This window comes from Hymenobacter persicinus, from assembly GCF_004167665.1.
GTDB lineage: Bacteria > Bacteroidota > Bacteroidia > Cytophagales > Hymenobacteraceae > Hymenobacter > Hymenobacter persicinus.
In genome coordinates this window covers 38,864-58,327 of sequence record NZ_SEWE01000034.1, presented here as the reverse complement: position 1 = coordinate 58,327, position 19,464 = coordinate 38,864, and the positions used below count along the sequence as shown (strand labels likewise).

The 19,464-nt window shown below is 63.1% G+C and carries 21 protein-coding genes; 6 read left to right on the top strand and 15 right to left on the bottom strand.

Annotated features, from left to right (window positions below; all coding sequences use genetic code 11):
• Positions 1–762: tRNA (adenosine(37)-N6)-dimethylallyltransferase MiaA (miaA, locus tag EWM57_RS15220; protein WP_242510088.1), on the top strand; the 762-nt coding region annotated here is incomplete at its 5' end.
• Positions 763–768: 6 nt separating this feature from the next.
• On the opposite strand, the gene EWM57_RS15215 is transcribed toward miaA, so the two are convergent.
• Together EWM57_RS15215 and pfkA are read right to left on the bottom strand one after the other, a co-directional pair.
• Entirely contained in the window at positions 769–1,371 is a 603-nt protein-coding gene (locus EWM57_RS15215) for a hypothetical protein (protein WP_129922012.1), read from the bottom strand.
• A 138-nt stretch (positions 1,372–1,509) separates the two neighbouring features.
• Positions 1,510–2,481, bottom strand: a complete 972-nt coding sequence (gene pfkA / locus EWM57_RS15210; protein WP_129922018.1) for a 6-phosphofructokinase — start codon at positions 2,479–2,481, stop codon at positions 1,510–1,512.
• A gap of 247 nt (positions 2,482–2,728) precedes the next feature.
• Between pfkA and EWM57_RS15205 the strand changes: the two genes are divergently transcribed.
• A complete protein-coding gene (locus EWM57_RS15205; RefSeq protein ID WP_129922011.1) occupies positions 2,729–3,184 on the top strand; it encodes a tellurite resistance TerB family protein in 456 nt (151 codons plus the stop codon).
• Positions 3,185–3,266: 82 nt separating this feature from the next.
• On the opposite strand, the gene EWM57_RS15200 is transcribed toward EWM57_RS15205, so the two are convergent.
• The 4 genes from EWM57_RS15200 to EWM57_RS15185 all read right to left on the bottom strand — a co-directional run bounded on the left by EWM57_RS15200 (position 3,267) and on the right by EWM57_RS15185 (position 6,187).
• Complete coding sequence (locus EWM57_RS15200; RefSeq protein WP_129922017.1) at positions 3,267–4,478, bottom strand: aspartate aminotransferase family protein; 1,212 nt, start codon at positions 4,476–4,478, stop codon at positions 3,267–3,269.
• Positions 4,479–4,665: 187 nt separating this feature from the next.
• Positions 4,666–5,127, bottom strand: a complete 462-nt coding sequence (locus EWM57_RS15195; protein WP_129922010.1) for a hypothetical protein — start codon at positions 5,125–5,127, stop codon at positions 4,666–4,668.
• 34 nt (positions 5,128–5,161) lie between these two features.
• Positions 5,162–5,605: a hypothetical protein gene (locus EWM57_RS15190; RefSeq protein WP_129922009.1), complete on the bottom strand. Its 444-nt coding sequence runs from the start codon at positions 5,603–5,605 to the stop codon at positions 5,162–5,164.
• A gap of 30 nt (positions 5,606–5,635) precedes the next feature.
• Positions 5,636–6,187: an RNA polymerase sigma factor gene (locus tag EWM57_RS15185; RefSeq protein WP_129922008.1), complete on the bottom strand. Its 552-nt coding sequence runs from the start codon at positions 6,185–6,187 to the stop codon at positions 5,636–5,638.
• Between the two features lie 217 nt (positions 6,188–6,404).
• On the opposite strand from EWM57_RS15185, the gene EWM57_RS15180 reads away from it, so the two are divergent.
• Positions 6,405–7,088 carry a hypothetical protein gene (locus tag EWM57_RS15180; RefSeq protein WP_129922007.1) on the top strand — a complete coding sequence of 228 codons (684 nt, stop codon included), beginning with the start codon at positions 6,405–6,407 and terminating at the stop codon, positions 7,086–7,088.
• 63 nt (positions 7,089–7,151) lie between these two features.
• Here the strand turns inward: EWM57_RS15180 and EWM57_RS15175 are convergent, their stop codons facing one another.
• The gene (locus EWM57_RS15175; RefSeq protein WP_165370536.1) at positions 7,152–7,856 is read right to left on the bottom strand and encodes a DUF481 domain-containing protein; all 705 of its coding nucleotides are present in this window, start codon (positions 7,854–7,856) and stop codon (positions 7,152–7,154) included.
• A 188-nt stretch (positions 7,857–8,044) separates the two neighbouring features.
• On the opposite strand from EWM57_RS15175, the gene EWM57_RS15170 reads away from it, so the two are divergent.
• Positions 8,045–9,412 carry a chloride channel protein gene (locus tag EWM57_RS15170; RefSeq protein ID WP_129922005.1) on the top strand — a complete coding sequence of 456 codons (1,368 nt, stop codon included), beginning with the start codon at positions 8,045–8,047 and terminating at the stop codon, positions 9,410–9,412.
• A gap of 107 nt (positions 9,413–9,519) precedes the next feature.
• Here the strand turns inward: EWM57_RS15170 and EWM57_RS15165 are convergent, their stop codons facing one another.
• The 6 genes from EWM57_RS15165 to EWM57_RS15140 all read right to left on the bottom strand — a co-directional run bounded on the left by EWM57_RS15165 (position 9,520) and on the right by EWM57_RS15140 (position 14,690).
• The gene (locus tag EWM57_RS15165) at positions 9,520–10,479 is read right to left on the bottom strand and encodes a transketolase family protein (protein ID WP_129922004.1); all 960 of its coding nucleotides are present in this window, start codon (positions 10,477–10,479) and stop codon (positions 9,520–9,522) included.
• Between the two features lie 19 nt (positions 10,480–10,498).
• Positions 10,499–11,080, bottom strand: coding sequence for a hypothetical protein (locus tag EWM57_RS15160; RefSeq protein ID WP_129922003.1), 582 nt, complete (start codon positions 11,078–11,080; stop codon positions 10,499–10,501).
• A 6-nt stretch (positions 11,081–11,086) separates the two neighbouring features.
• The gene (locus EWM57_RS15155) at positions 11,087–12,487 is read right to left on the bottom strand and encodes a vWA domain-containing protein (protein ID WP_129922002.1); all 1,401 of its coding nucleotides are present in this window, start codon (positions 12,485–12,487) and stop codon (positions 11,087–11,089) included.
• A 69-nt stretch (positions 12,488–12,556) separates the two neighbouring features.
• Complete coding sequence (locus tag EWM57_RS15150) at positions 12,557–13,462, bottom strand: transketolase (RefSeq protein WP_129922001.1); 906 nt, start codon at positions 13,460–13,462, stop codon at positions 12,557–12,559.
• Positions 13,463–13,656: 194 nt separating this feature from the next.
• Positions 13,657–14,103: a thioredoxin-dependent thiol peroxidase gene (bcp, locus tag EWM57_RS15145; protein WP_129922000.1), complete on the bottom strand. Its 447-nt coding sequence runs from the start codon at positions 14,101–14,103 to the stop codon at positions 13,657–13,659.
• The gene (locus EWM57_RS15140) at positions 14,100–14,690 is read right to left on the bottom strand and encodes a lipocalin family protein (RefSeq protein WP_129921999.1); all 591 of its coding nucleotides are present in this window, start codon (positions 14,688–14,690) and stop codon (positions 14,100–14,102) included. Before EWM57_RS15140 ends, bcp begins: the two co-directional genes overlap by 4 nt.
• A 178-nt stretch (positions 14,691–14,868) precedes the next feature.
• On the opposite strand from EWM57_RS15140, the gene EWM57_RS15135 reads away from it, so the two are divergent.
• The gene (locus tag EWM57_RS15135) at positions 14,869–15,618 is read left to right on the top strand and encodes a PKD domain-containing protein (protein WP_129921998.1); all 750 of its coding nucleotides are present in this window, start codon (positions 14,869–14,871) and stop codon (positions 15,616–15,618) included.
• 81 nt (positions 15,619–15,699) lie between these two features.
• On the opposite strand, the gene EWM57_RS15130 is transcribed toward EWM57_RS15135, so the two are convergent.
• Positions 15,700–17,706 (bottom strand): M23 family metallopeptidase, encoded by a 2,007-nt coding sequence (locus EWM57_RS15130; RefSeq protein WP_129921997.1) that lies wholly within the window; start codon positions 17,704–17,706, stop codon positions 15,700–15,702.
• 101 nt (positions 17,707–17,807) lie between these two features.
• Entirely contained in the window at positions 17,808–18,422 is a 615-nt protein-coding gene (locus EWM57_RS15125) for a fumarylacetoacetate hydrolase family protein (RefSeq protein WP_129921996.1), read from the bottom strand.
• A gap of 236 nt (positions 18,423–18,658) precedes the next feature.
• Here EWM57_RS15125 and EWM57_RS15120 point away from each other — a divergent pair, with 236 nt between their 5' ends.
• Positions 18,659–19,459: a M48 family metallopeptidase gene (locus tag EWM57_RS15120; protein WP_129921995.1), complete on the top strand. Its 801-nt coding sequence runs from the start codon at positions 18,659–18,661 to the stop codon at positions 19,457–19,459.
• The last annotated feature ends 5 nt before the right edge of the window (positions 19,460–19,464 follow it).

Sequence of the window (19,464 nt, the reverse complement as noted above, 5' to 3'; positions counted from 1 at the left end):
TCCCGGCAGTTTTTTCGGGAGCTGAGCATCGGCACGGCCAAGCCCACGGCGGCCGAAATGCAGGGCGTGCCGCACCACTTCATCGACTCGCACAGCATTACGGAGGACTACAACGCCGGCCGCTTCGAAGTCGACTGCCTGGCGCGGCTCGGGGAGCTGTTTCAGCGCCACCCGCTCGTGATTCTGACCGGGGGCTCGGGCCTGTACCTGCAAGCCGTGACCGAGGGCCTCGACGACATGCCCCAGACGAGTCCGGCCGTGCGCGCGGCCCTGCAGCAGGAGCTGGCCGCGCACGGCCTGGCCCCGCTGGTGGCCGAGCTCGAGCGCCTCGACCCGGTCACCTACGGGCGCATCGACCGGCAAAACCACCAGCGGGTGGTGCGGGCTTTGGAGGTCACGCGCAGCACCGGGCAGCCGTTTTCCAGCTTCCACACCGCCAAAGCCGCGGCCGCCCGCCCGTTCAACGTCATCAAGGTGGCCCTGACCCGGGAGCGGGAAGAGCTGTATCAGCGCATCGACCAGCGGGTGGACTCCATGCTGGCCGCGGGGCTGCTCGAGGAGGTGAAAGCTTTGCTGCCTTACCGCCACCACAACGCCCTGCACACGGTGGGCTACCAGGAAATCTTCGACTACCTCGACGGGCTGCACGACTGGCCCGAGGCCGTGCGCCTGCTCAAGCGCAACACCCGGCACTACGCCAAGCGCCAGCTGACCTGGTTTCGGCGCGACCCGGCCTACCAGTGGGTGGAGCTGGGGAAATAACGGCCGCTACCAGGCCCGGCTGAGCTGCACCTGCCCGCCGGGCAGCACGGTGCCGCGGGTGTCGTTCTGCACCGACACTTTGGTGCCCAGCCGCCAGGTGCGGCTTGCACTCAGGGCGAAGTCCAGGGTGGCCGAGGCCAGGTAACCCGCGTGCAGGCCCCGCTCGTTCTGGGGCAGGTAGTAGAAGCGCTGGGTTTCGAAGTCGATGCCGGCCCGGGTGAAGCTCTGCTGGCGGCCGTAGCCCGCAAACCCGCCCCCGCCCAAACTGAATTCCACAACCTTGTTGGCCCCAAATGGCAGCCAGTACACTTCCTGCTCCGCATTCAGGGCCTGATACTGCTGCGGAACCGAGTAGCCCCGGCCGAAGTCGTAGGGCTGGTTGCCCGACAAGTACGCCAGGCGGGAGCCCAGGCGCCAGTGCTGGCCAAACTGCGGGGCGTATTCGAGGTAGGTTTTGAGCACGGCGTAGTCGCCTGTGCCGTTGAGGCAGCTGCCCAGCCCGGCGCGCAGCAGGGCCGGCCGGTGAGCGGCGGGAACCGTTTGGGCCAGGGCGGGGGCGGCGGTCAGCAGGCCAGCCAGCAGGGAAAGCAGGGGTAGAGGACGAATCATGGCGGTACAAGAGAATAAAGTGGCGGTGGAAATAGAAGCTCGGGTCAGGGAGCACATAACAGAGGGGCGGCAACTAACCCGATGGTTGGTTGCCGCCCCAATAATTTTTTAGCGCCTGGTTTTGGTTGGAAAAAGCGCCTACACGCTCAGAATTTCCACCATTCGCATGAAGCTCTGGTTGATGAGCTTTTTCTTGTTGATCGTGTCGGCGAAGGGCGTGTACACCAGCTTGCGGTCCACGATGCCGGCCATCACGTTGCGCATGCCGTTCATGAGGCCCTCCACGGCGGCAATGCCGATCTGGGAGCCCAGCAGGCGGTCGGCGGCGGTGGGGGAGCCCCCGCGCTGCACGTGCCCGATGATGGTCACCCGGGTGTCGAGCTCGGGAATGGCGGCCTTCACTTTCGCGGCCACCTGCGTCACGTTGCCTTCTTCCTCGCCCTCGGCCACCACCACGATAAAAGACGTCTTGGAGCGTTTCCAGCCCGCCCGCAGCGTGTCAATCACGGCGTCGGTCGACATCTGGGTTTCGGGAATCATCACTATTTCGGCCCCGCCACCGATGGCGCAGGGAATGGCAATGTAGCCCGAATCGCGGCCCATGACTTCGATAAAGAAGCACCGGTCGTGGGAGTCGGCCGTGTCCCGGATCTTGTCGATGGCCTCCAGGGCCGTGTTGACGGCCGTATCGTAGCCGATGGTGTAGTCCGTGCCGTAGAGGTCGTTGTCGATGGTGCCCGGGGCGCCCACGGTCGGAATGCCGAACTCCTGCTCGAAGATGGTGGCGCCGGTAAACGTGCCGTTGCCGCCGATGGCCACCAGGCCGTCGATGCCGTTGTTGACGAGCTGGTCGAAAGCTTCCTGCCGGCCTTCCTTGGTCTGGAACTTCATGCTCCGGGCCGACTTGAGGATGGTGCCGCCCTTTTGCACGGTATTGGACACCGAGGCGGAGTCGAGCTTCACGAATTCGCCTTTGATCATGCCGCTGTAGCCGCGCATGATGCCGTATACTTCAATGCCGTGGTAAACAGCCGTGCGCACCACCGCCCGGATGCAGGCGTTCATACCAGGCGAGTCGCCGCCGCTGGTGAAAACTGCAATGCGTTTCATCATTTCTTGGGGTAAGCCGAATCAATTCGGAATGAAGCAGGCAAAGGTGAGGATTCCGCGGCAAAATCAAAGCCTGCCGCCGGCGCTAAGTCGACTTGAGCGCGCGTCGGCTGGCTGTTTTTTTTGAAACTGCGTATTGGATGATACCGGGGGAGCTGTTATCTTAACAGCCCACAGAAGCCCGTTTAACCGGATTTCGGCCCGCCTCTTCTTTAAACATTCCCACCCCTCCTTAAGCGACGCCCCTATGTTTGGCTTTTTCGAAAACGAACAAACTAAGAAAGTAAAGAGCCACATCATGAATCTGGCGGCCCTGGCCAAAGCTGATGGGCACATCGACGAGCGGGAGATGAGCTTTATCGTGGCCGTGGGGAAAAAGAACGGCATGCGGGCCGACGAAATCAAGAACGTGGTGGCCAACTCGGGCAGCGTCAACCTGGTGATTCCCGACAACGACTCGGAGCGGTTCGACCAGATTTTCGACCTCGTGGACATGATGCTGGCCGACGGCGTGGTGGACGACCACGAAATGGACTTCTGCATCGACATGGCCGAAAAACTGGGTTTCCGCAAGGCCATCGTGGGGGTGCTGGTGCGCAAAATATCGATGGGCGTCAAGGACGGCCTGCCCCGGCAGCAGATCAAGGACGAAAGCCAGTCGTTTCTCAACTTCCAGAAAGACGGCCACGGCCCCGGGCTGTAAGCCGCCCCTTTCGAATAGAAAACAACAAGTCCTGCCGCGCGCGAGTGCAGCAGGACTTTTTTGTTGCGCCGCAAGCCGCGGGTTAGGCCGTTGCGGGCTGGGCAGTAGTTACGAAATCAATGGCGCGCAGCAGGGCGGCGGCGGCCTCGTCGATTTCGGCTTCGGAAATGGTCAGGGGCGGGGCTAGGCGCAGGGAGTTGTCGCAAAACAGAAACCAGTCGGTGAGGATGCCCTCGTGCTCCAGGGCCCGGTCGATGATGGGCTTGAGCACGGCGTAGGAGTCAAACTCGACGGCCATCAGCAAGCCGTGCCCGCGCACGGCCCGAATGGCCGGGTGGCGCAGCAGCTGCCGGAACCGGGCCGCCTTGGCGGGCACGGCCGCCAGCAGGTTCTCGTCCTGAATCACGCGCAGCGTGGCCAGCGAAGCCGCGCACGACACCGGGTGGCCGCCAAACGTGGTGCAGTGGCCCAGCACCGGGTTGCTCTTGAAGCCGGCCATAATCTCCCGAGAGGAAATAAAGGCGCCGATGGGCATACCCCCGCCCATGCCCTTGGCGCAGACGAGAATGTCGGGCTCCAGGCCAAACTGTTCGAAAGCCCAGAACGAGCCCGTGCGCCCGAAGCCGCACTGAATTTCGTCCAGAATCAGCAGGGTGCCGGTTTCAGTGCAGCGCTGGCGCAGGGCCGGCAGGTAGCCCGGCGCCGGTACCCGCACGCCGGCCTCGCCCTGCACGGTTTCGACAATGACGGCCGCGGTGCGCTCCGTAATCAGGTCCAGGTCGGCCAGCTCGTTGAAGCGCAGGTGGCGCACGTCGGGCAGCAGGGGGCGGTAGCTTTGGCGGAAGCTTTCGGAGCCGGTGATGGACAGGGCGCCGTGGGTGGAGCCGTGGTAGGCGTTGTGGCAGGAAATCAGCTCGGTGCGGCCGGTGTGGCGCTTGGCCAGCTTCAGAGCGCCCTCAATGGCTTCGGCCCCGGAGTTGGTGAAATACACCGTGTCGAGGTGGGTGGGCAGGGTGTGGTGCAGGGCCTGAGCCAGCTCGGCCGGCGGGGCCTGCACCAGCTCGCCGTACACCATCAGGTGCAGGTACTTGTCGGCCTGGTCCTTGATGGCCTGCACCACCCGCGGGTGGCGGTGACCCACGTTGCTGACGCCGATGCCGGAAATCAGGTCGAGGTAGCGGCGGCCGTCGGGGGCGTACATGTACACGCCCTCGGCGCGCTCAATTTCGAGCAGCAGGGGCGTGTCGGAGGTTTGGGCCTGGTGGCGCAGAAACAGCTGGCGGGAGGTAAGCATCATCAACTCTAAACAGATTCGGTCCGCAAAGGTACGCACACCGGGCCGCCGGTAGGGGAGTAGAGTAAAGGCAAAGGAGCCGGGGCTAACGGCGCGGCCAACGAAAGGCTATGCTGCCGAGTCGGAGCCATAAAACCGAAAAAGGCTGCCGAAGCAGCCTTTTCTTACGATGCAGAGGTAACCGGAATCAGTCGTCGGCGCCGGCGGGCAGGGCCCCCGGGCGGCCGGTGACGCGCTTGAGCACTTCTTTCGTGAATTCCCGCTCGGCCTGAAACAGCTTGCCTACCTGCCGGATGCTGAGCACTTTCTGAAACCGCTCGAAGTACTCTTTTTCCAGGTTGACCTCGCTCTGGCGCAGGGTCAGGGCCTGAGTCAGGTTGTCCCGGATCTGCTGGTCAGAAAGGCTTTCCGTGTCACTGATGCGCAGCTGGCGCATGCGGCGGTTGAGGTCCCGGCGCTTGCCGGCAAATTCGTTGTAGACGGGCCAGAACTTCTGGGCCTGGTCCTGGGTGAGGGAAATTTTCTCGGTGAGGTAGGCAATCTTGGCGTTTTCGAGCTGGCTGAGGCGGCGTCCGCCCTGGGCGGCCGCAGTGCCCGGCCCGGCCGCCAGCAGCAGCAGCGCCAGCAGGGTACGAAGCAGGTATTTCATAGGAAAAGGAGTGGGAAACATGGGGAATACAGCGCTATAAATAGGTTTCTTCGGTAGGTTGGGCGTCTAGGGCATCCTGCAGCTCGGTGGGTGAAGCCTGCAGGTAGCTGGTCATGGCCTGGTCGGTGGCGGGCAGCTCGGCCAGGTCGGTGAGCGAAACGCGGGTATCACTGGCCAGCAGGTACTGCACCAGCTCGGCTTGCGGTACCCGGGCCAGGGCCGTGGTGGGCGCGGAGGCGGAAGGCGTGAGCAGAAAGGCCGTAGCAAAGCTGCCCAGCACCAGGCCCGAGGCCAACACTGTGCGCACCGGCTGCGAAAGGGCCGCCAGCCAAGACCAGGTGGCCACGGTTTCGCGGGCCGGGGCGGGCTGCACCCGGGTCATGATCTGCATCGGCAGCCGGTCGAAGTACCCGGCGGGCGGCGCAGCCAGCGGCTGGGGCCGGCGGGGATGCTCATCGAGGCGGAATGGCGTTTTCATAGGGCTTGGATGCGGCCGGGGCCGCAAAGTTTAATCGGGCTGGGTTTCGTCATTGATATACTGCTCCACTTTTTTCACCGCGTGGTGGTAGGACGCCTTCAGGGCGCCCACGCTGGTACCGGTTATTTCGGCCATCTGCTCGTAGGGCGTCTCGTCGTAGTAGCGCATGTTGAACACCAGGCGCTGCTTGTCGGGCAAACGCAGGATGGCTTTCTGCAGGCGCTTCTCCACGTCGTCGCCGGCCAGGCCGGGGTCGGCTTCGACCTTGGCGGCCAGCTCGGCGCCCACGTCGTTGAGGGGCAGGAAAAACTTGCGCCGCTTACTGCTCAGAAAGTTGAGGCACTCGTTGGTGGCAATGCGGTAAATCCAGGTGTAGAGCGAGGCATCCTGGCGGAAGTTGCCCAAGTGGTTCCAGACCTTGACGAACGTATCCTGGGTCAGGTCGTCGGCGTCGGCGTGGTCGATGACCATCTTGCGCACGTGCCAGTAGACCTTCTGCTGGTACTTGCGCACGAGCTGGTTGAAGGCCAGATTCCGGCTGGCCGGGTCGGCGAACTTGGCAAGGATGTCCTGGTCTTCCAAGCAGGGAACGGGGTTAGAAGCGGCGGTGGTGAGCTGGTTAGAAGACCAAGATACGGTCGGGTTTAGTGGGGGCGGAATAATTTTTTCCGCCGCGCCCGTCAGCCGGCCTGGCGGAATGCGCCGCAAAAACCGGTTTGATGAGTAAGTTGCGGCCCCAAAAGCTTCCCGGGCAGCTGTAGCCAGCCGGGGCCTTTAGCCGAATTCTCAGCTCCTTCGCATGCGCGCATCTTCTCTTTCGTGTTGGGCCCTCGGGGCCGGTATTGTGGCCGGGGCCCTGGGTGGCTGCTCCCCCAAAAAAGCCGAGAACAAGGCCGTCACCCAGGCGCCGCCCCCGGCCGCGGTGCCGGCCGCGCCGTCGGTTATTGATACTGGTGCGGCCATGGGGGCCCCCGCGCTGGACTCGGCCAATCTGTCGGCTAAGTTTGTGCGGGGCCTGCGGGAGCTGACCGGCGGCAAGGACTACCGGGTGCGGGGCAAGTACCTGATTCTGGGCCGCCAGGACTCGGTGGCGTTTCCCACGGCCCTGCCCGCGGGGCGCCCGGTTATCTACACCGGGCAGCGCGGCGACCAGACGGCCACGCTCACCGTCACGCGCCTCAATTACACCAGCATCGAGTTTGTGGCCGAGCTGGCCGGCGACGAGCACAAAGCCCAGCGCGTGGAAGCCGTGGCCGACCTGAACCCGGGATTCTACCTGGGCGCGGAAGCTCCCGAAGACTCCCAGTCGCAGACGGCCTTCGGGGCGGCCGAATTCGTGGCCGAAACGCCCCAGGGCAACTTCTCGGTCCAGATTGGCCTGGATAAGGACGCGGACAAGGCTACACTGTTTGCCTACGACGCCACCGGCAAGCCTTTGCCCAAATGGCGGAACATGCCCACGCTGTGGCGGCTGGCGCTGTAATGGACGCCTTGGTTTTCCGCCGCCTGAGGCTTCTGCTGGGTGGAGTAAACCAAGGCCCGCGGGCTATTTCGTGCTGAAGGCCACACCCAGGGTCACGTTGGTATTGTCGGTGGGCTTGCCTTCCAGCACCCGGCTCTCGAACGTGTAGGCGTAGGTGGCCGAGAGGGCGAAGCGGGCGCTGAAACGCAAGGCCAGAGTCGTGAGCTGGGTGGCGCGGTAATCGGCGAAATAGGCCAGGTTGGGCTGGTAGAGCGTGGTGGCGTTAAGCGTGAACACGCGGTAGGAGTAGACCACTTTCAGCCGCGTGGAGCTGCGCGACACTACCCGCTCGGTGCCGCCCTGGAAGTAGGTGGCCTCCCGGATCAGCAGGTTGCTCAGGGCCACTTCCCGGCCCAGCGAGTCGGAGTAGAACGCCCAGCCCGGGCCGGCGCCCAGCTGAAAGCGGTTGTTGATGCCCCGCAGGTTGCTGCGCTCGTAGCCCCCGATGCCGTAGAAGCGGAACCGGCCCTTCCAGTAGTAAGGCGTGGCGTTGAAGAGCCACTCCCGCTCCCGCAGCCGCCGCTCCTGCTTGCCAAACGTGAAGCTGCCCGTGACGGGGGCGCCGAAGTGCAGGCCGCGCAGGAAGGTGGCCGAGTGGCTCGTGGAAAACAGCGTGCGGTTGACGCCCCCGGCCGAGTACTGCCCCGCCAGCTGCCCGCCGTAGCGGATAAGGGTGGTGTCGGGCTTCTGGGCCCGGGTGGGAGCCGCCAGCAGCAGGAGCAAAGGCAAAAGAAGCGGAAGAAAACGCATGGGTACCGGGGCAGCAAAAGGGCTGCGCCGGCTCAAAGGTAGGCCCGGCGGCCGGGAGTGCCGGCCCGGGGCTGCTCATACGACCCTCATCGGGGAGCCCTACCTTTGGGCCGGCGCTCCGTACGTGCCCGGGTCCGCCCGCTTCTTTTCGCCCTGTTCCTCCCTGCATGCAGCTTCCCGAACCGCTCCGCCGCCAACTCAAGGCCCGCTACGATGCCATTGCCAACCACCACATCAAGCGCGACCTGCTGAATGCACTGCCCTTTTGGGTCGGCGCGCTGGTGACGGGGCTGGTGTCAGTGCTATACGCCAAGCTGTTTGGCTGGGCCGAGGCGGGCACGCGCTTTATCTACCACCAGTCGCCGTGGCTGTTTCTGGGCGTCACGCCGGTATGCTTTCTGGTGGGGTGGTGGCTGGTGCAGCGCTACGCGCCCTACGCCCGGGGCAGCGGCATTCCGCAGGTCAGCGCGGCCATCGACCTGAGCAACCCCCGCCACCGCTATAAGGTGAGCCGGCTGCTGAGCTTGCGGGTGCTGACGGTCAAGATTATTTCGAGCCTGATCGTGGTGGTCGGCGGCGGCGTCATTGGGCGGGAGGGGCCCACCATCCAGATTGCGGCCTCTATTTTCAAGAAGATAAACGACTGGCTGCCGGCTTGGTATCCCAAGGTCTCGCGGCGCAACATGATTGTGACCGGCGCCGCCGCCGGGCTGGCCTCGGCCTTCAACACGCCGCTGGGCGGTATCGTGTTTGCCATTGAGGAGCTGACCAAAACGCACTTCAACTACTTCAAGTCGGCGCTGCTCACCGGCGTTATCATTGCCGGCCTGACGGCCCTCAACCTGCTTGGGCCCTACCTGTACCTGGGCTATCCGGCGCTTGACCATCTGCCCATCTGGATTATTTTCGTGGTGATGCTGGTGGCCGTGCTCACGGGCCTCACTGCCAGCAGCATGGCGGAAGGCATTCTGTGGATAATGCGCCAGAAAAGCCGGCTCAAAAGCCTGCCCCAACAGGCCCTCTATACGCTCGTGTGCGGCCTGCTCATTGCCGGGCTGGCCGTGAGCGTAGACGAGCAGATGTTTGGCTCGGGCAAGGAAATCATGGTCCGCACGCTGTTTACGGCCGACAAGCACGTGGCGTGGTACCTGCCGCTGCTGCGCATCATCGGGCCGGTCATTTCGTTTTCCACCGGGGCGGCCGGCGGCATCTTTGCCCCTGCGCTCAGTGCCGGGGCCAGCATGGGGGCCGTAGTGGCCGATTGGATGTACGTACCCGCCACGGCTGCCAACCTGCTGGTGCTCTGCGGCATGACCGGTTTTCTGACCGGCGTCACGCGCAGTCCGTTCACGTCCTCGATTCTGGTTATCGAAATGACCAACAGCCACAACATCATCTTTTATTTAATGCTCACGGCCCTGCTGGCCAATCTGGTGTCCAACCTCGTCACCCGCCATTCCTTCTACGACCAGCTTAAAAACCAGTATATTCAGCAGATCCACCACGCCGAGGCGCAGGCCGCCACGGGAAAATAACGGACGTGGCCTAGCGCCTACTTCAACCTGCTTTACCGGGTGTAGCCCGAAAAAAAGCCCCGGCTGCAGCGCGCAACCGGGGCTTTTTTGAGTACTGCCGGAAAAACCTACTTCGCCTTGCGGGCCAGCACTTTCTCCACGGCCTTCACGATGTCGTTTTCCATCAGGCCGTATTTCTCCATGAGCTGGTCGGGAGTGCCGGACTCGCCGAAGGAGTCGTTGACGGCCACCATTTCCAGGGGCAGGGGCTCCTCGCGGGCCAGCAATTGGGCTACGGAGTCGCCGAGGCCGCCGTTCATCTGGTGCTCTTCGGCCGTCACTACGCAGCGGGTCTTGCGGGCCGAGGTCAGGATGGCCTGGGCGTCGAGGGGCTTGATGGTGTGGATGTTGATGATTTCCACGTCGATGCCTTTCTCCGCCAGAATATGGCCGGCCAGGATGGCTTTCCAGACCAGGTGACCGGTGGCAAAGATGCTCACGTCGGCACCCTCGTTGAGCATGACGGCCTTGCCGATTTCAAATTTCTGGTCGGCGGGGGTGAAGTTGGGCACCACCGGGCGGCCGAAGCGCAGGTACACCGGGCCCTCGTAGTCGGCAATGGCGATGGTGGCCGCCTTGGTCTGGTTGAAGTCGCAGGGGTTGATGACGCACATGTGGGGCAGCATCTTCATCATGCCCACGTCTTCCAGAATCTGGTGGGTGGCGCCGTCCTCGCCCAGGGTTACGCCGGCGTGGGAGGCACAGATCTTCACGTTCTTGCCCGAGTAGGCAATGCTCTGGCGGATCTGGTCGTAGACGCGGCCGGTGCTGAAGTTGGCGAAGGTGCCCGTGAACGGGATTTTGCCCCCGATGGTCATGCCCGCCGCGAGGCCCATCATGTTGGCTTCGGCAATGCCGACCTGGAAGAAACGCTCGGGGAAATCCTTTTTAAAGGCGTCCATCTTGAGCGAGCCGGTCAGGTCGGCGGTGAGGGCTACCACGTTAGGGTTGGTTTTGCCCAGCTCGTGCAAACCCACGCCAAAGCCGGAGCGGGTGTCTTTTGATTCGGTGTAGGGGAAGTCTTTCATGTATGGGGAGTGAGAATTTTTACTTGGATGAAGAGTACTTCTGACGCCGGTACGCGTCGAAGTCAGCTTGGTAAACTGGATCCTTGGGGTGTTGCTGCACGCCGTTCCACTTCTCGACCAACTGTGGGTCGTCGCGGTGAAACAGGCCGAACAGCGTGGCTTTGGGCACCAGCCACACGGCGGCACACAGCAGGGCAATGATGGCGCCCCGGTTGAAAACTGCGCTGGCCACCGGGCCATTGGACTTACGGGCGGTCAGAAACAGCCCCAGTAGCAAAGCCAGGCTGCCAAACAGCCCAATGAGTAGGTGCAAACCGAAGCCCTGCCAGAAAAGCAGGGTGCCGGCCACGCCCACAATGCCCGTTGAGAACAGAATGCCGCCCCAGATTTTCACCGCCGCGCCCTCCGTTGCCGGACCGTCAGCTGACTTTAGGTTTGGGGAGCCCTGAAAATAGCCACCCGCAAAATACAGTACCGACAATAACCCCAGGCTGAGCACCAGCAGAAAGTCACCGCCTTTAAGCAGGGAAATTCGCATAACCAGCCCTACCAGCGCAACGGCGGCGAAAGTTATTTCCAGCAGCTTAAAGGCTTTTCTCATGGGTGGTTACTTACTAAACATGCTCACCGAGCTGGTTTGCCCGCTGCGGATGGAAAAGTTGCGCACGTCGGTGAACTTGCTGCCGGTGGCCGTGCGGGTGCGAAATACCAGTCGGTAGGCCCCGGGCTGCATGGGCAGGTTGATTTTGCTGCTGCCCTCGGGCAGGTTATACACCCAGGTCTGCGACTCGTCGTTGTTGAGCCGGTAGATGCTGCCGTAGCCTTTCAAATCCGTGACGATGTTCAGGGCCCCGGGGGCGTCGTAGGTGACGGCCGTTTCCTGGCCCTGCCGGATGCTGATGCGGCGCACGATGCGGGGCAGGGTTAGCAGTTCCACCTCGTAGTTGCCGGCCAGCAGCTTTTGCTTCGTGCCAAAGGGTAGGCTGACCACCGTCGCGGCGCTGCCCTGGGCCCGCACCACCGCGTCCACCTTGCCGTAGGGGTTAGGCGAAATGTTCGGTGACTGCAGGCTCAGCGTGCCCTGGGGCGTTTTGTAGGTCAGCACGTTGGCCTTGCCGGGCTTGATGGGCAGATTCTGCTGGCGCACTGGCGGCACGGTGTTGATGACCAGATCGTAGCTCTGCAGGGCGTCGATGTCGAGCACGTCGGCCTTGCCCTGGGCGTCGCGGTAGTGCACGTAGTTGTACTCCGGCGTCTCGGTCACGTTGTTGACGAACGTCATATTCACGTTGCTTTCCACCGGCTTGCCGGCCTCGTCGGTCAGGTTGACGCTGACCGTGGTTTTGGTCAGGGTCTGGGAAATGACGTTGTCGAGGATGGTGCGGAAGGTGCTCACGTCGGCCGCGTTGTAGTACTGGCCCAGGCATTCAAGCTGCTTGCCGAAGTCCCGCTCGGCGCCCAGCCCGATGATGAACGGGCGCAGAAACACGTGCTTGCGCTGCAACGCCACCGAGGTAGCGCACGGGTCGCCCTTGCACGATTCGAGCCCGTCGGTAATCAGAATCAGCACGTTGCGCGACGACTTGTCCACCGGAAAGTCATTGGCCGACTGCAGAATCGAGTAGGTGATGGGCGTGTTGCCCTGGGCTTTGAGCGTGGCCAGCCGGGCCTTGATAGCCTTGGCATTTTTGGGCGCGAAGGGCACTTCCAGCTTCGAATCCTCGCAGTTGTTCTCGGAGTTGGGGTGCTGGTGCCCGTAGGCCCGCAGCCCCAATTGCAGATTGGGGTAGGCGTTGAGCGAGTCCACCATCTTCGAGAGCAGGCTGCGGGCCACGTCCCAGCGCGGGCGGCCTTCCCAGGGCGCCATCATCGAGCCCGAGGCGTCGAGCACGAACAGGATGCGGGTGGTCTTGGGCCTCTCGGGCTCGGCATTCTGGGCATGCGTCGGTAGGCCGAGCAGCAGGCTACTCAGCAGGACAATCCACCGCAAATACACCAGAGGACGCATAAACCAGCCTACTGCCCGGCGGCCGGCCCGGAAAGGTCAGCCGCCGAAGCGCGTGCGTAAAAAAGAGGTCTAGTAGTCGCCGTAGGTTTCCACCATCAGCTGCTGGAGCGCCTTTTCGAGCTGCTCGTCGTTGGGGGCCACACCGTGCCACTTGTGGGAGCCCATCATGAAGTCGACGCCGTAGCCCATCTGAGTGTCCATGAGCAGCATCACCGGCACGCCTTGGCCACAGAGGGAGTTGGCTTCTTCCAGGGCCGGGAGCAGGGTTTCAAACTGGTTGCCGTCGGCTTCGAGCACGCGCCAGCCGAAAGCCTCGAACTTGGCGCGCAGGTTGCCCAGGCCCCCGATTTCGTCGGTGCTGCCGTCAATCTGCTGACCGTTGCGGTCCACGATGGCAATCAGGTTGTCGACCTTGTGGTGGGGGGCGTACATGGCCGCTTCCCACACCTGGCCTTCTTCCAGCTCCCCGTCGCCCATGAGCACGTACACGCGCCGGTCGTCGCCATTGAGTTTTTTAGCCTGGGCCGTGCCAGTCGCCACGCTCAGACCCTGGCCCAACGAGCCCGAGGCAATGCGGATGCCGGGCAGGTGCTCGTGGGTGGCCGGGTGGCCCTGCAAACGGGAGTTGAGCTTGCGGAAGGTGCTCAGCTCACTGACCGGGAAGTAGCCCGCGCGGGCCAGCACCGAGTACAGGACCGGCGAAATGTGGCCGTTGGAGAGGAAAAACAGGTCTTCGCCCTTGCCGTCCATCTGAAAGCTCGGGTCATGCTTCATGATGCGGAAATACAGTGCCACGAGCAGGTCGGTGCAGCCCAGCGAGCCGCCGGGATGGCCGGAGTTGACGGCGTGCACCATGCGCACGATGTCGCGGCGCACCTGGGCGGCAATTTGCTTGAGCTCGGCAATGCTCTTGGGGGCTTGGGGGGCGGAGGGTGCCGAAGTAGAATGCTGAGAAAGGGAAGCGTCCTGGGACATGGGGAGTGAGTAGGAGGTTTGTAGGGCAATGGTAAGGTTCTTGGCGAAGGCACCGAACGGGAAGTTGGCGCCGCCCGACCGGGTGCATGCCCGCCGGAAATAAGGCGCATTCACCGCCTTTCCGCGGGCTCCATACAGCCAAAAGCCCAGCCGAAGGGTTCGGCTGGGCTTCGGGAGCGGGGCGGCCCGCCAGGCTACAGCAACTGGGCCGCGTGGTTTTTGGTGTCGACCTTCTCGATGATCTTCTCGATAAGGCCGTTTTCGTCGATCAGGAAGGTGGTGCGCATGGTGCCCATGTACTTGCGGCCGTACATCGACTTCTCCTGCCACACCCCGTAGGCCTCCACGATTTTCTTCTCCGTATCGACCAGCAGCGGGAAGGGCAGCTCGTACTTCATGACAAACTTCTTGTGGGACTTCTCCCCGTCCACGCTCACGCCGATAACCTGCACGTTGCCGGCCGTCAGCTCGGCTTGGTGGTCGCGCAGGTTGCAGGCCTGGGCGGTGCAGCCGGGCGTGTCGTCTTTGGGGTAGAAGTACAGGGCCACCTTTTTGCCCCGTAGGTCGCGCAGGCGGATGAGGTTGCCGTCCTGGTCGAGGGCTTCAAAATCGGGGGCGGGGGAGCCGGCAGTAAGGGTCATGCGTCGGGTTCGGTTACGGGTTGGCCCGTAAAAATGAGGTTTTCCACCGGGAATCCCAGCTCCCGGCCCTTGGCCACGAGCTGGTCGCGCCAGGCGCGCTCCAAGTGGGGCTTGCGGCTCAGGATCCAGAGGTTCTTGCGGCCCGGCTCGCCCACGAGGGCATACTGGTAGTCGTGGTGGTCGAGGTCCAGAATCCAGTAGTCGCCCTCGAAGGGCCAGAAGAAGCTGACTTTAAGCTTGGCATTGGTCGTCTTGTCGACCACGCGGGCCGTGCCCTTAACCTTTTCGACGGGGCCCTCCAGCTCGTGCTTGTGACAGGTGTTGAGCACGCTCACCTTGCCGTCGGGCATCAGGCGGTACTCGGCCGTCACGTGCTGGCAATCCTTTTCGTAGCGGGTGGGCAAGCGAGCCACCTCGTACCAGAGGCCCATATAGCGGTGCACGTCCACGTGGGGCACGGTGGGCAGCTCGGTTCGCAGGCGGCGCTTGGCGTACACGAAAGCGGCCACGCCGGTCCCGACCAGGGCGGCAGCAGCGGTATATAATGCGGGTTGGGGGCGCTTGAGCAGGTTTTTCTTGGCGGGCATGGGAGTGCGAAGTGAATAGAACTACTCTCTACGCAGTAAATCGGGCGGAGGGTATCTGGTTGAGAGCCTGCTGACAAGCAATTAAAATAAAGACCGCCAGCAATGGGATGATCAGAAAATCTACGTAGCTTACCCGCAGTATATTCTATCTGTTTATCAACTCTATATTTAAAACTGTATGAAAAAAATCATACTTAGCCTGGCATTGGTGGGCACGTTGGCCTGCTCCAAAGAAGAAAATGCCCAGCCCGCCGGTCCCAAAGTTACTCCCAGCGCGGCCACTGCCGCCTTTACGGCCCAATGGAACGTAGCCGCCGAGCAGGAAAACATCACGTTTACCAATGCTTCCAAAAACGCGGTCCGCTACGAATGGGACTTCGGCGATGGGCAGGCTTCCATTGCCACAAGTCCTACCATCAAATACCCGAGCAAGGGCACTTACACGGTACGGCTGCTGGCCTATGATGCCGAGGGCAAAGCCAGTACGCTCGAGCAAACCATCAAAGTCGGGAAGCGCTACGTAAAAGAAATCAAGCTGGCCGGTCTGAGCTTCGTCAATAACTGGGGCCTGCCCTGGGACGACGACGGCACCGGGCCCGACGTGAGCTTACGCTACAGCCTGCCGCAGGGGTGGGTGGGTACCGTGCCGCTCAGCAACCTGCAGCCCGCACAGCTGCCCTTTACCTCTTCTTTCACGACCCTGACGTTAGGCAACCGGGAGATTGTGCCCGGCCGCTTCGACCTGCTCATGGTAGATATGGACGGGCCCGGTAGTTTCAGTGCCTACGACGTGATGTACCAGTGGAAAACGACCGATGTGCCGGCGCCGGTCCGCGACGAGCTGGGGCGGGGCACCTACACGTTCCAAGGACCTGTCGGCAGTCCCGGCCCCTGGAACGTAGTCGTATCCTACGAAACGTTGCTGTAGCCTGCCGCGCCCAGCAAGCTCGCCCGGGCGGTGTTCAACCCAACAAAAAAGCCGGCCCTTCGCGGGGCCGGCTTTTTTGTGTTACAGATTCAGGTTGATGACTTTCTCATTGCCGGCCTGGTCGGTGAGGCGCAGCGTGGCGGGGCCGCGCAGGGGCGGGCCCACGGTGTCCTGGCGCTCGGTGAACAGGGTAGAGTTCTTGTACTCGTAGCGCAAGAGCCGGAACCGGCCGCCAATCATGAGCTGGTAGCTGGCCAGGCCCGAGAGGTTGTCGCCGACCTGGAACACGAGGCCGGCCGCGCCCCGGCTCACGAGGCGGGCCGAGGGCGCAATGGTATCGGCGAAGATGCGGAACTGCCCGAAGGTCTTGGCCGGGAAGGTAATCTGGTTGCCATCCCACTTGCCGCCCACGTAGGCCCGGCCGCCGCGGGCATTCACCGAGTACACCGCCGAATGCTCCTTGTCGGGTACGTCGGTGGTGGGCTTGAGCGTCACGCGCAGGGGCAGATACAACGACTGGCGCGGGTTCTGCACGGTCCAGAGGCCGTCCTTGTAGCTGGTTTGCAGGTAGAGCGTGTCAAACAGGGTCTGGGGCGCAAAGCTCAGGTTGACGAAGTTGTCGGCAAAGCCCTGCTCGGTGCCGGCCGGAATCAGGGCCTGCCGGTCGAAGCGCTTCGTGACGGAGCCGAACTGCACGGAGTCGGGCAGGCCGGCGCGCAAATCGTAGAGGTACACGTTCTGGCTCTGGGTGGTGTAGCTGGGCCGGAGCTCTAGGCGGCGGTTGCCGCGCAGCAGCACCGCGTTGGCACCCTGCCGGGCCGTGTCGGGGTCGGCGGCAATGACCTTAAGAATGTTGCGGGTCACCTCGTAGCGCAACGCCGGCCTTTTCACCGCCGCGCTGCGGGTTTTGGTGTACTGCGGCTGTTGCCCGCGCAGCACGAAGGTGAGCGGGGTGGCATTACCGTAGGAGTCACTCATGCTGACTTCCACGGTGTACACTTTGCCGGCTTCCACCCGCAGCTTGCCTTTGGAGGGGCCGGTGGTGTACATGGTCAGGGCGTTGCCATCGTCGACGAACAGCTTCTGCAAAGTGCGGCCCTGGGTCATCATCCACTCGTAGTCCACGTGCTGGTTCACGGTGCGGGTGCCGGTGGGGAAGGGTACGTTGTCGACCACGTGGGCGTAGAGCGGCTGCCCGTTCACCTTCACTTCCACCTTCTGCAGACCGTTTTTGTTCCAGGCGTTGTCATACCGGTCGAAGGCCTGGAGCAGGAAGCCCACCGTGCCGAAGGCGGTGATGGTGTCGGGCCAGACGGTGGCCACGCCGGCGCCGGGGGCATTTTTGGGCACGAACACGGCCTTGTCGAAGCGGCCCAGCACCCGGGCGTCGATGGTCAGGGGCTCCACGGCAAAGGCCTGCAGGGTAGGGGCAATGTGGTCCTGTATTTCGGCAAAGCCGCCCCACTGCAAGGGGTTAAGCTGGTTGTCCTGGGCGTCGCGCACCTCCCAGTGCACGTGCGGGCCGGCTGAGCCCCCGGTGTTGCCCGACAGCGCCACAACCTCGCCGCGCTTGACCGGAAACTGGTCTTTGGCGAAGAACATTTCCTGTTCGTAGCTCTGCTTTTCGTACTGCTTGTGCAGCAGAGCCGCGGCCACGGGTCCCAGGAAGCGGTTGAGGTGGCCGTACACGGTAACCAGCCCGTTGGGGTGGGTGATGTAGAGCACGTTGCCGTAGCCGAAGCTGCTTTGCTTGAGCCGGGAAATGTAGCCGTCGGCGGAGGCGTGCACCGGCAGGTCGGTGCGGCCGTCGGTCTTGATGTCGAGGCCGCCGTGGAAGTGGTTGGGGCGCAGCTCGCCCATGCTGGCGGCCAGGAAGTTGGGCTGGCCAGGCTTAATCGGGAACAGGAAGTAGCCGTTGGGCACGGCGGGCCGGGCGGCCGGCACGGTGGCCACCCGGGCCTTCTTTTCCTCGGAGGAGTCGGCCTCCTGCCCCCCGCAGGAGACGGGCCGCAGTCCGAGCAGCAGCAGAAACGGCAGCGCCAGGCTCAGCAGCCGGCGCGGCGGGGAAAGCAATAAGGTATTCGGCATTCGGAAAATCAATCAACGGGCACGGCGCCGGGGTAGGGCCCAAACGGAAACGTCCGGGTCCTGCAAACGGCTCAATCAACAAAAACGCATGCGGGCGGGGGCTATTTCACCGCCAGATCCAGGATTTTCTCGTCCTCGATATAGCCCGTGAGCTGGTCGCCAATCTGGACGGGGCCCACGCCGCTGGGGGTGCCGGTGAAAATCAAATCCCCCATTTTCAGGGTGATAAACTTCGACACGTAGCTGATGATGACCGCGAAGGGGTGGAGCATCAGGCTGGAGTTGCCGCGCTGCTTCACCTCGCCGTTTACTTCGAGGCGGAAGTTGATGTTGGCCAGATCGGCGAAGTCAGCAACTGGCTTGAAGGTGGTGCCCAGGGGAGCCGAGCCGTCGAAGCCCTTGGCCAGCTCCCAGGGCAGGCCCTTGCTTTTGAGCTTGCTTTGCAGGTCGCGGGCCGTGAAGTCGATGCCCAGGCCGATGGCGTCGAAATAGGTGTGGGCAAACTTCTCGTCGATGTTCTTGCCGTTTTTGCTCACCCGCAGTACCAGCTCGATTTCGTGGTGAATGTCCTGGCTGAAGTCGGGGTAGAAGAAGGGCTGGTTGCGCTGGAGCAGGGCCGTGTCGGGCTTGAGGAAGATGACGGGCGCGTCGGGCGTTTCGTTCTGGAGCTCGGCAATGTGCTCGGTGTAGTTGCGGCCGATACAGATTATTTTCATGGAGGAAAGGCGAAGGAGAAACCGGAGTCGGCCAAAAATAGCGCTAATTCACGGCCCGAAAAACCGGAAATGCTGCCTACGTAACCCCGGTGGCTGCCGTTGGCCCGGCCAAGCCAAACATTTTACCCGCCGCCCGACGTATAGCACCCCAACTACCGGGCCTGGCCCGTTTTGGCCGCCGGCTGCCCCGCCGCGCGGCCGCGCCGCTCTTTTTCCACCTACGCCACTCTTTCGCTATGCTCAACCTCAAACAGTTCGTCCTCTGCGCCGGTCTGCTCGCCGCCTCCGGCTGCACCACCGTCCCCATCACGGGCCGCCGCCAGCTCAGCCTGGTGTCCGACAGCGAGATTATCTCGCTGGCCCAGCAGCAGTACGCCGAGGTGCTCCGCACCAGCACGCTTTCCAACAACGCCGCCCAGACGGCCCTGGTGAAACGGGTGGGGCAGCGCATTCAGCAGGCCGTGGAAACCTATTTCCGCTCCCAGAATGCCCAGGACCAGCTGGCTGGCTACCAGTGGGAGTTCAACCTGATTGAGGACAAGCAGGAAAACGCCTGGTGCATGCCCGGCGGCAAGGTGGCCGTGTATACCGGCATTCTGCCCACCACCCAGGACGAAAACGGGCTGGCCGTGGTCATGGGCCACGAAATTGCCCACGCCGTGGCCAAGCACGGCTCGGAGCGCATGAGTCAGGGCCTGGTGCAGCAGCTCGGCGGGCAGGCGCTGTCGGCGGCGCTGGCTTCCAATGCCCCGGCCACCCAGCAGTTGGCCCTGCAGGCCTTCGGGGTAGGCACCTCGGTGGGTTTGCTCAAATACGGCCGCAACCAGGAGTCGGAAGCCGACCACCTGGGGCTGATCTTCATGGCCCTGGCCGGCTACGACCCCAACGGCGCAATTGCCTTCTGGCAGCGCATGGATGCCCGCGAAAACCAGGCTTCGCCGCCCGAATTCCTCTCGACCCACCCCTCCAACGGCACCCGCATTGCTGACATCCAGCGGGAGCTGCCCGAGGCCCAGAAATACTACAAGCCCCGCTAACCGCC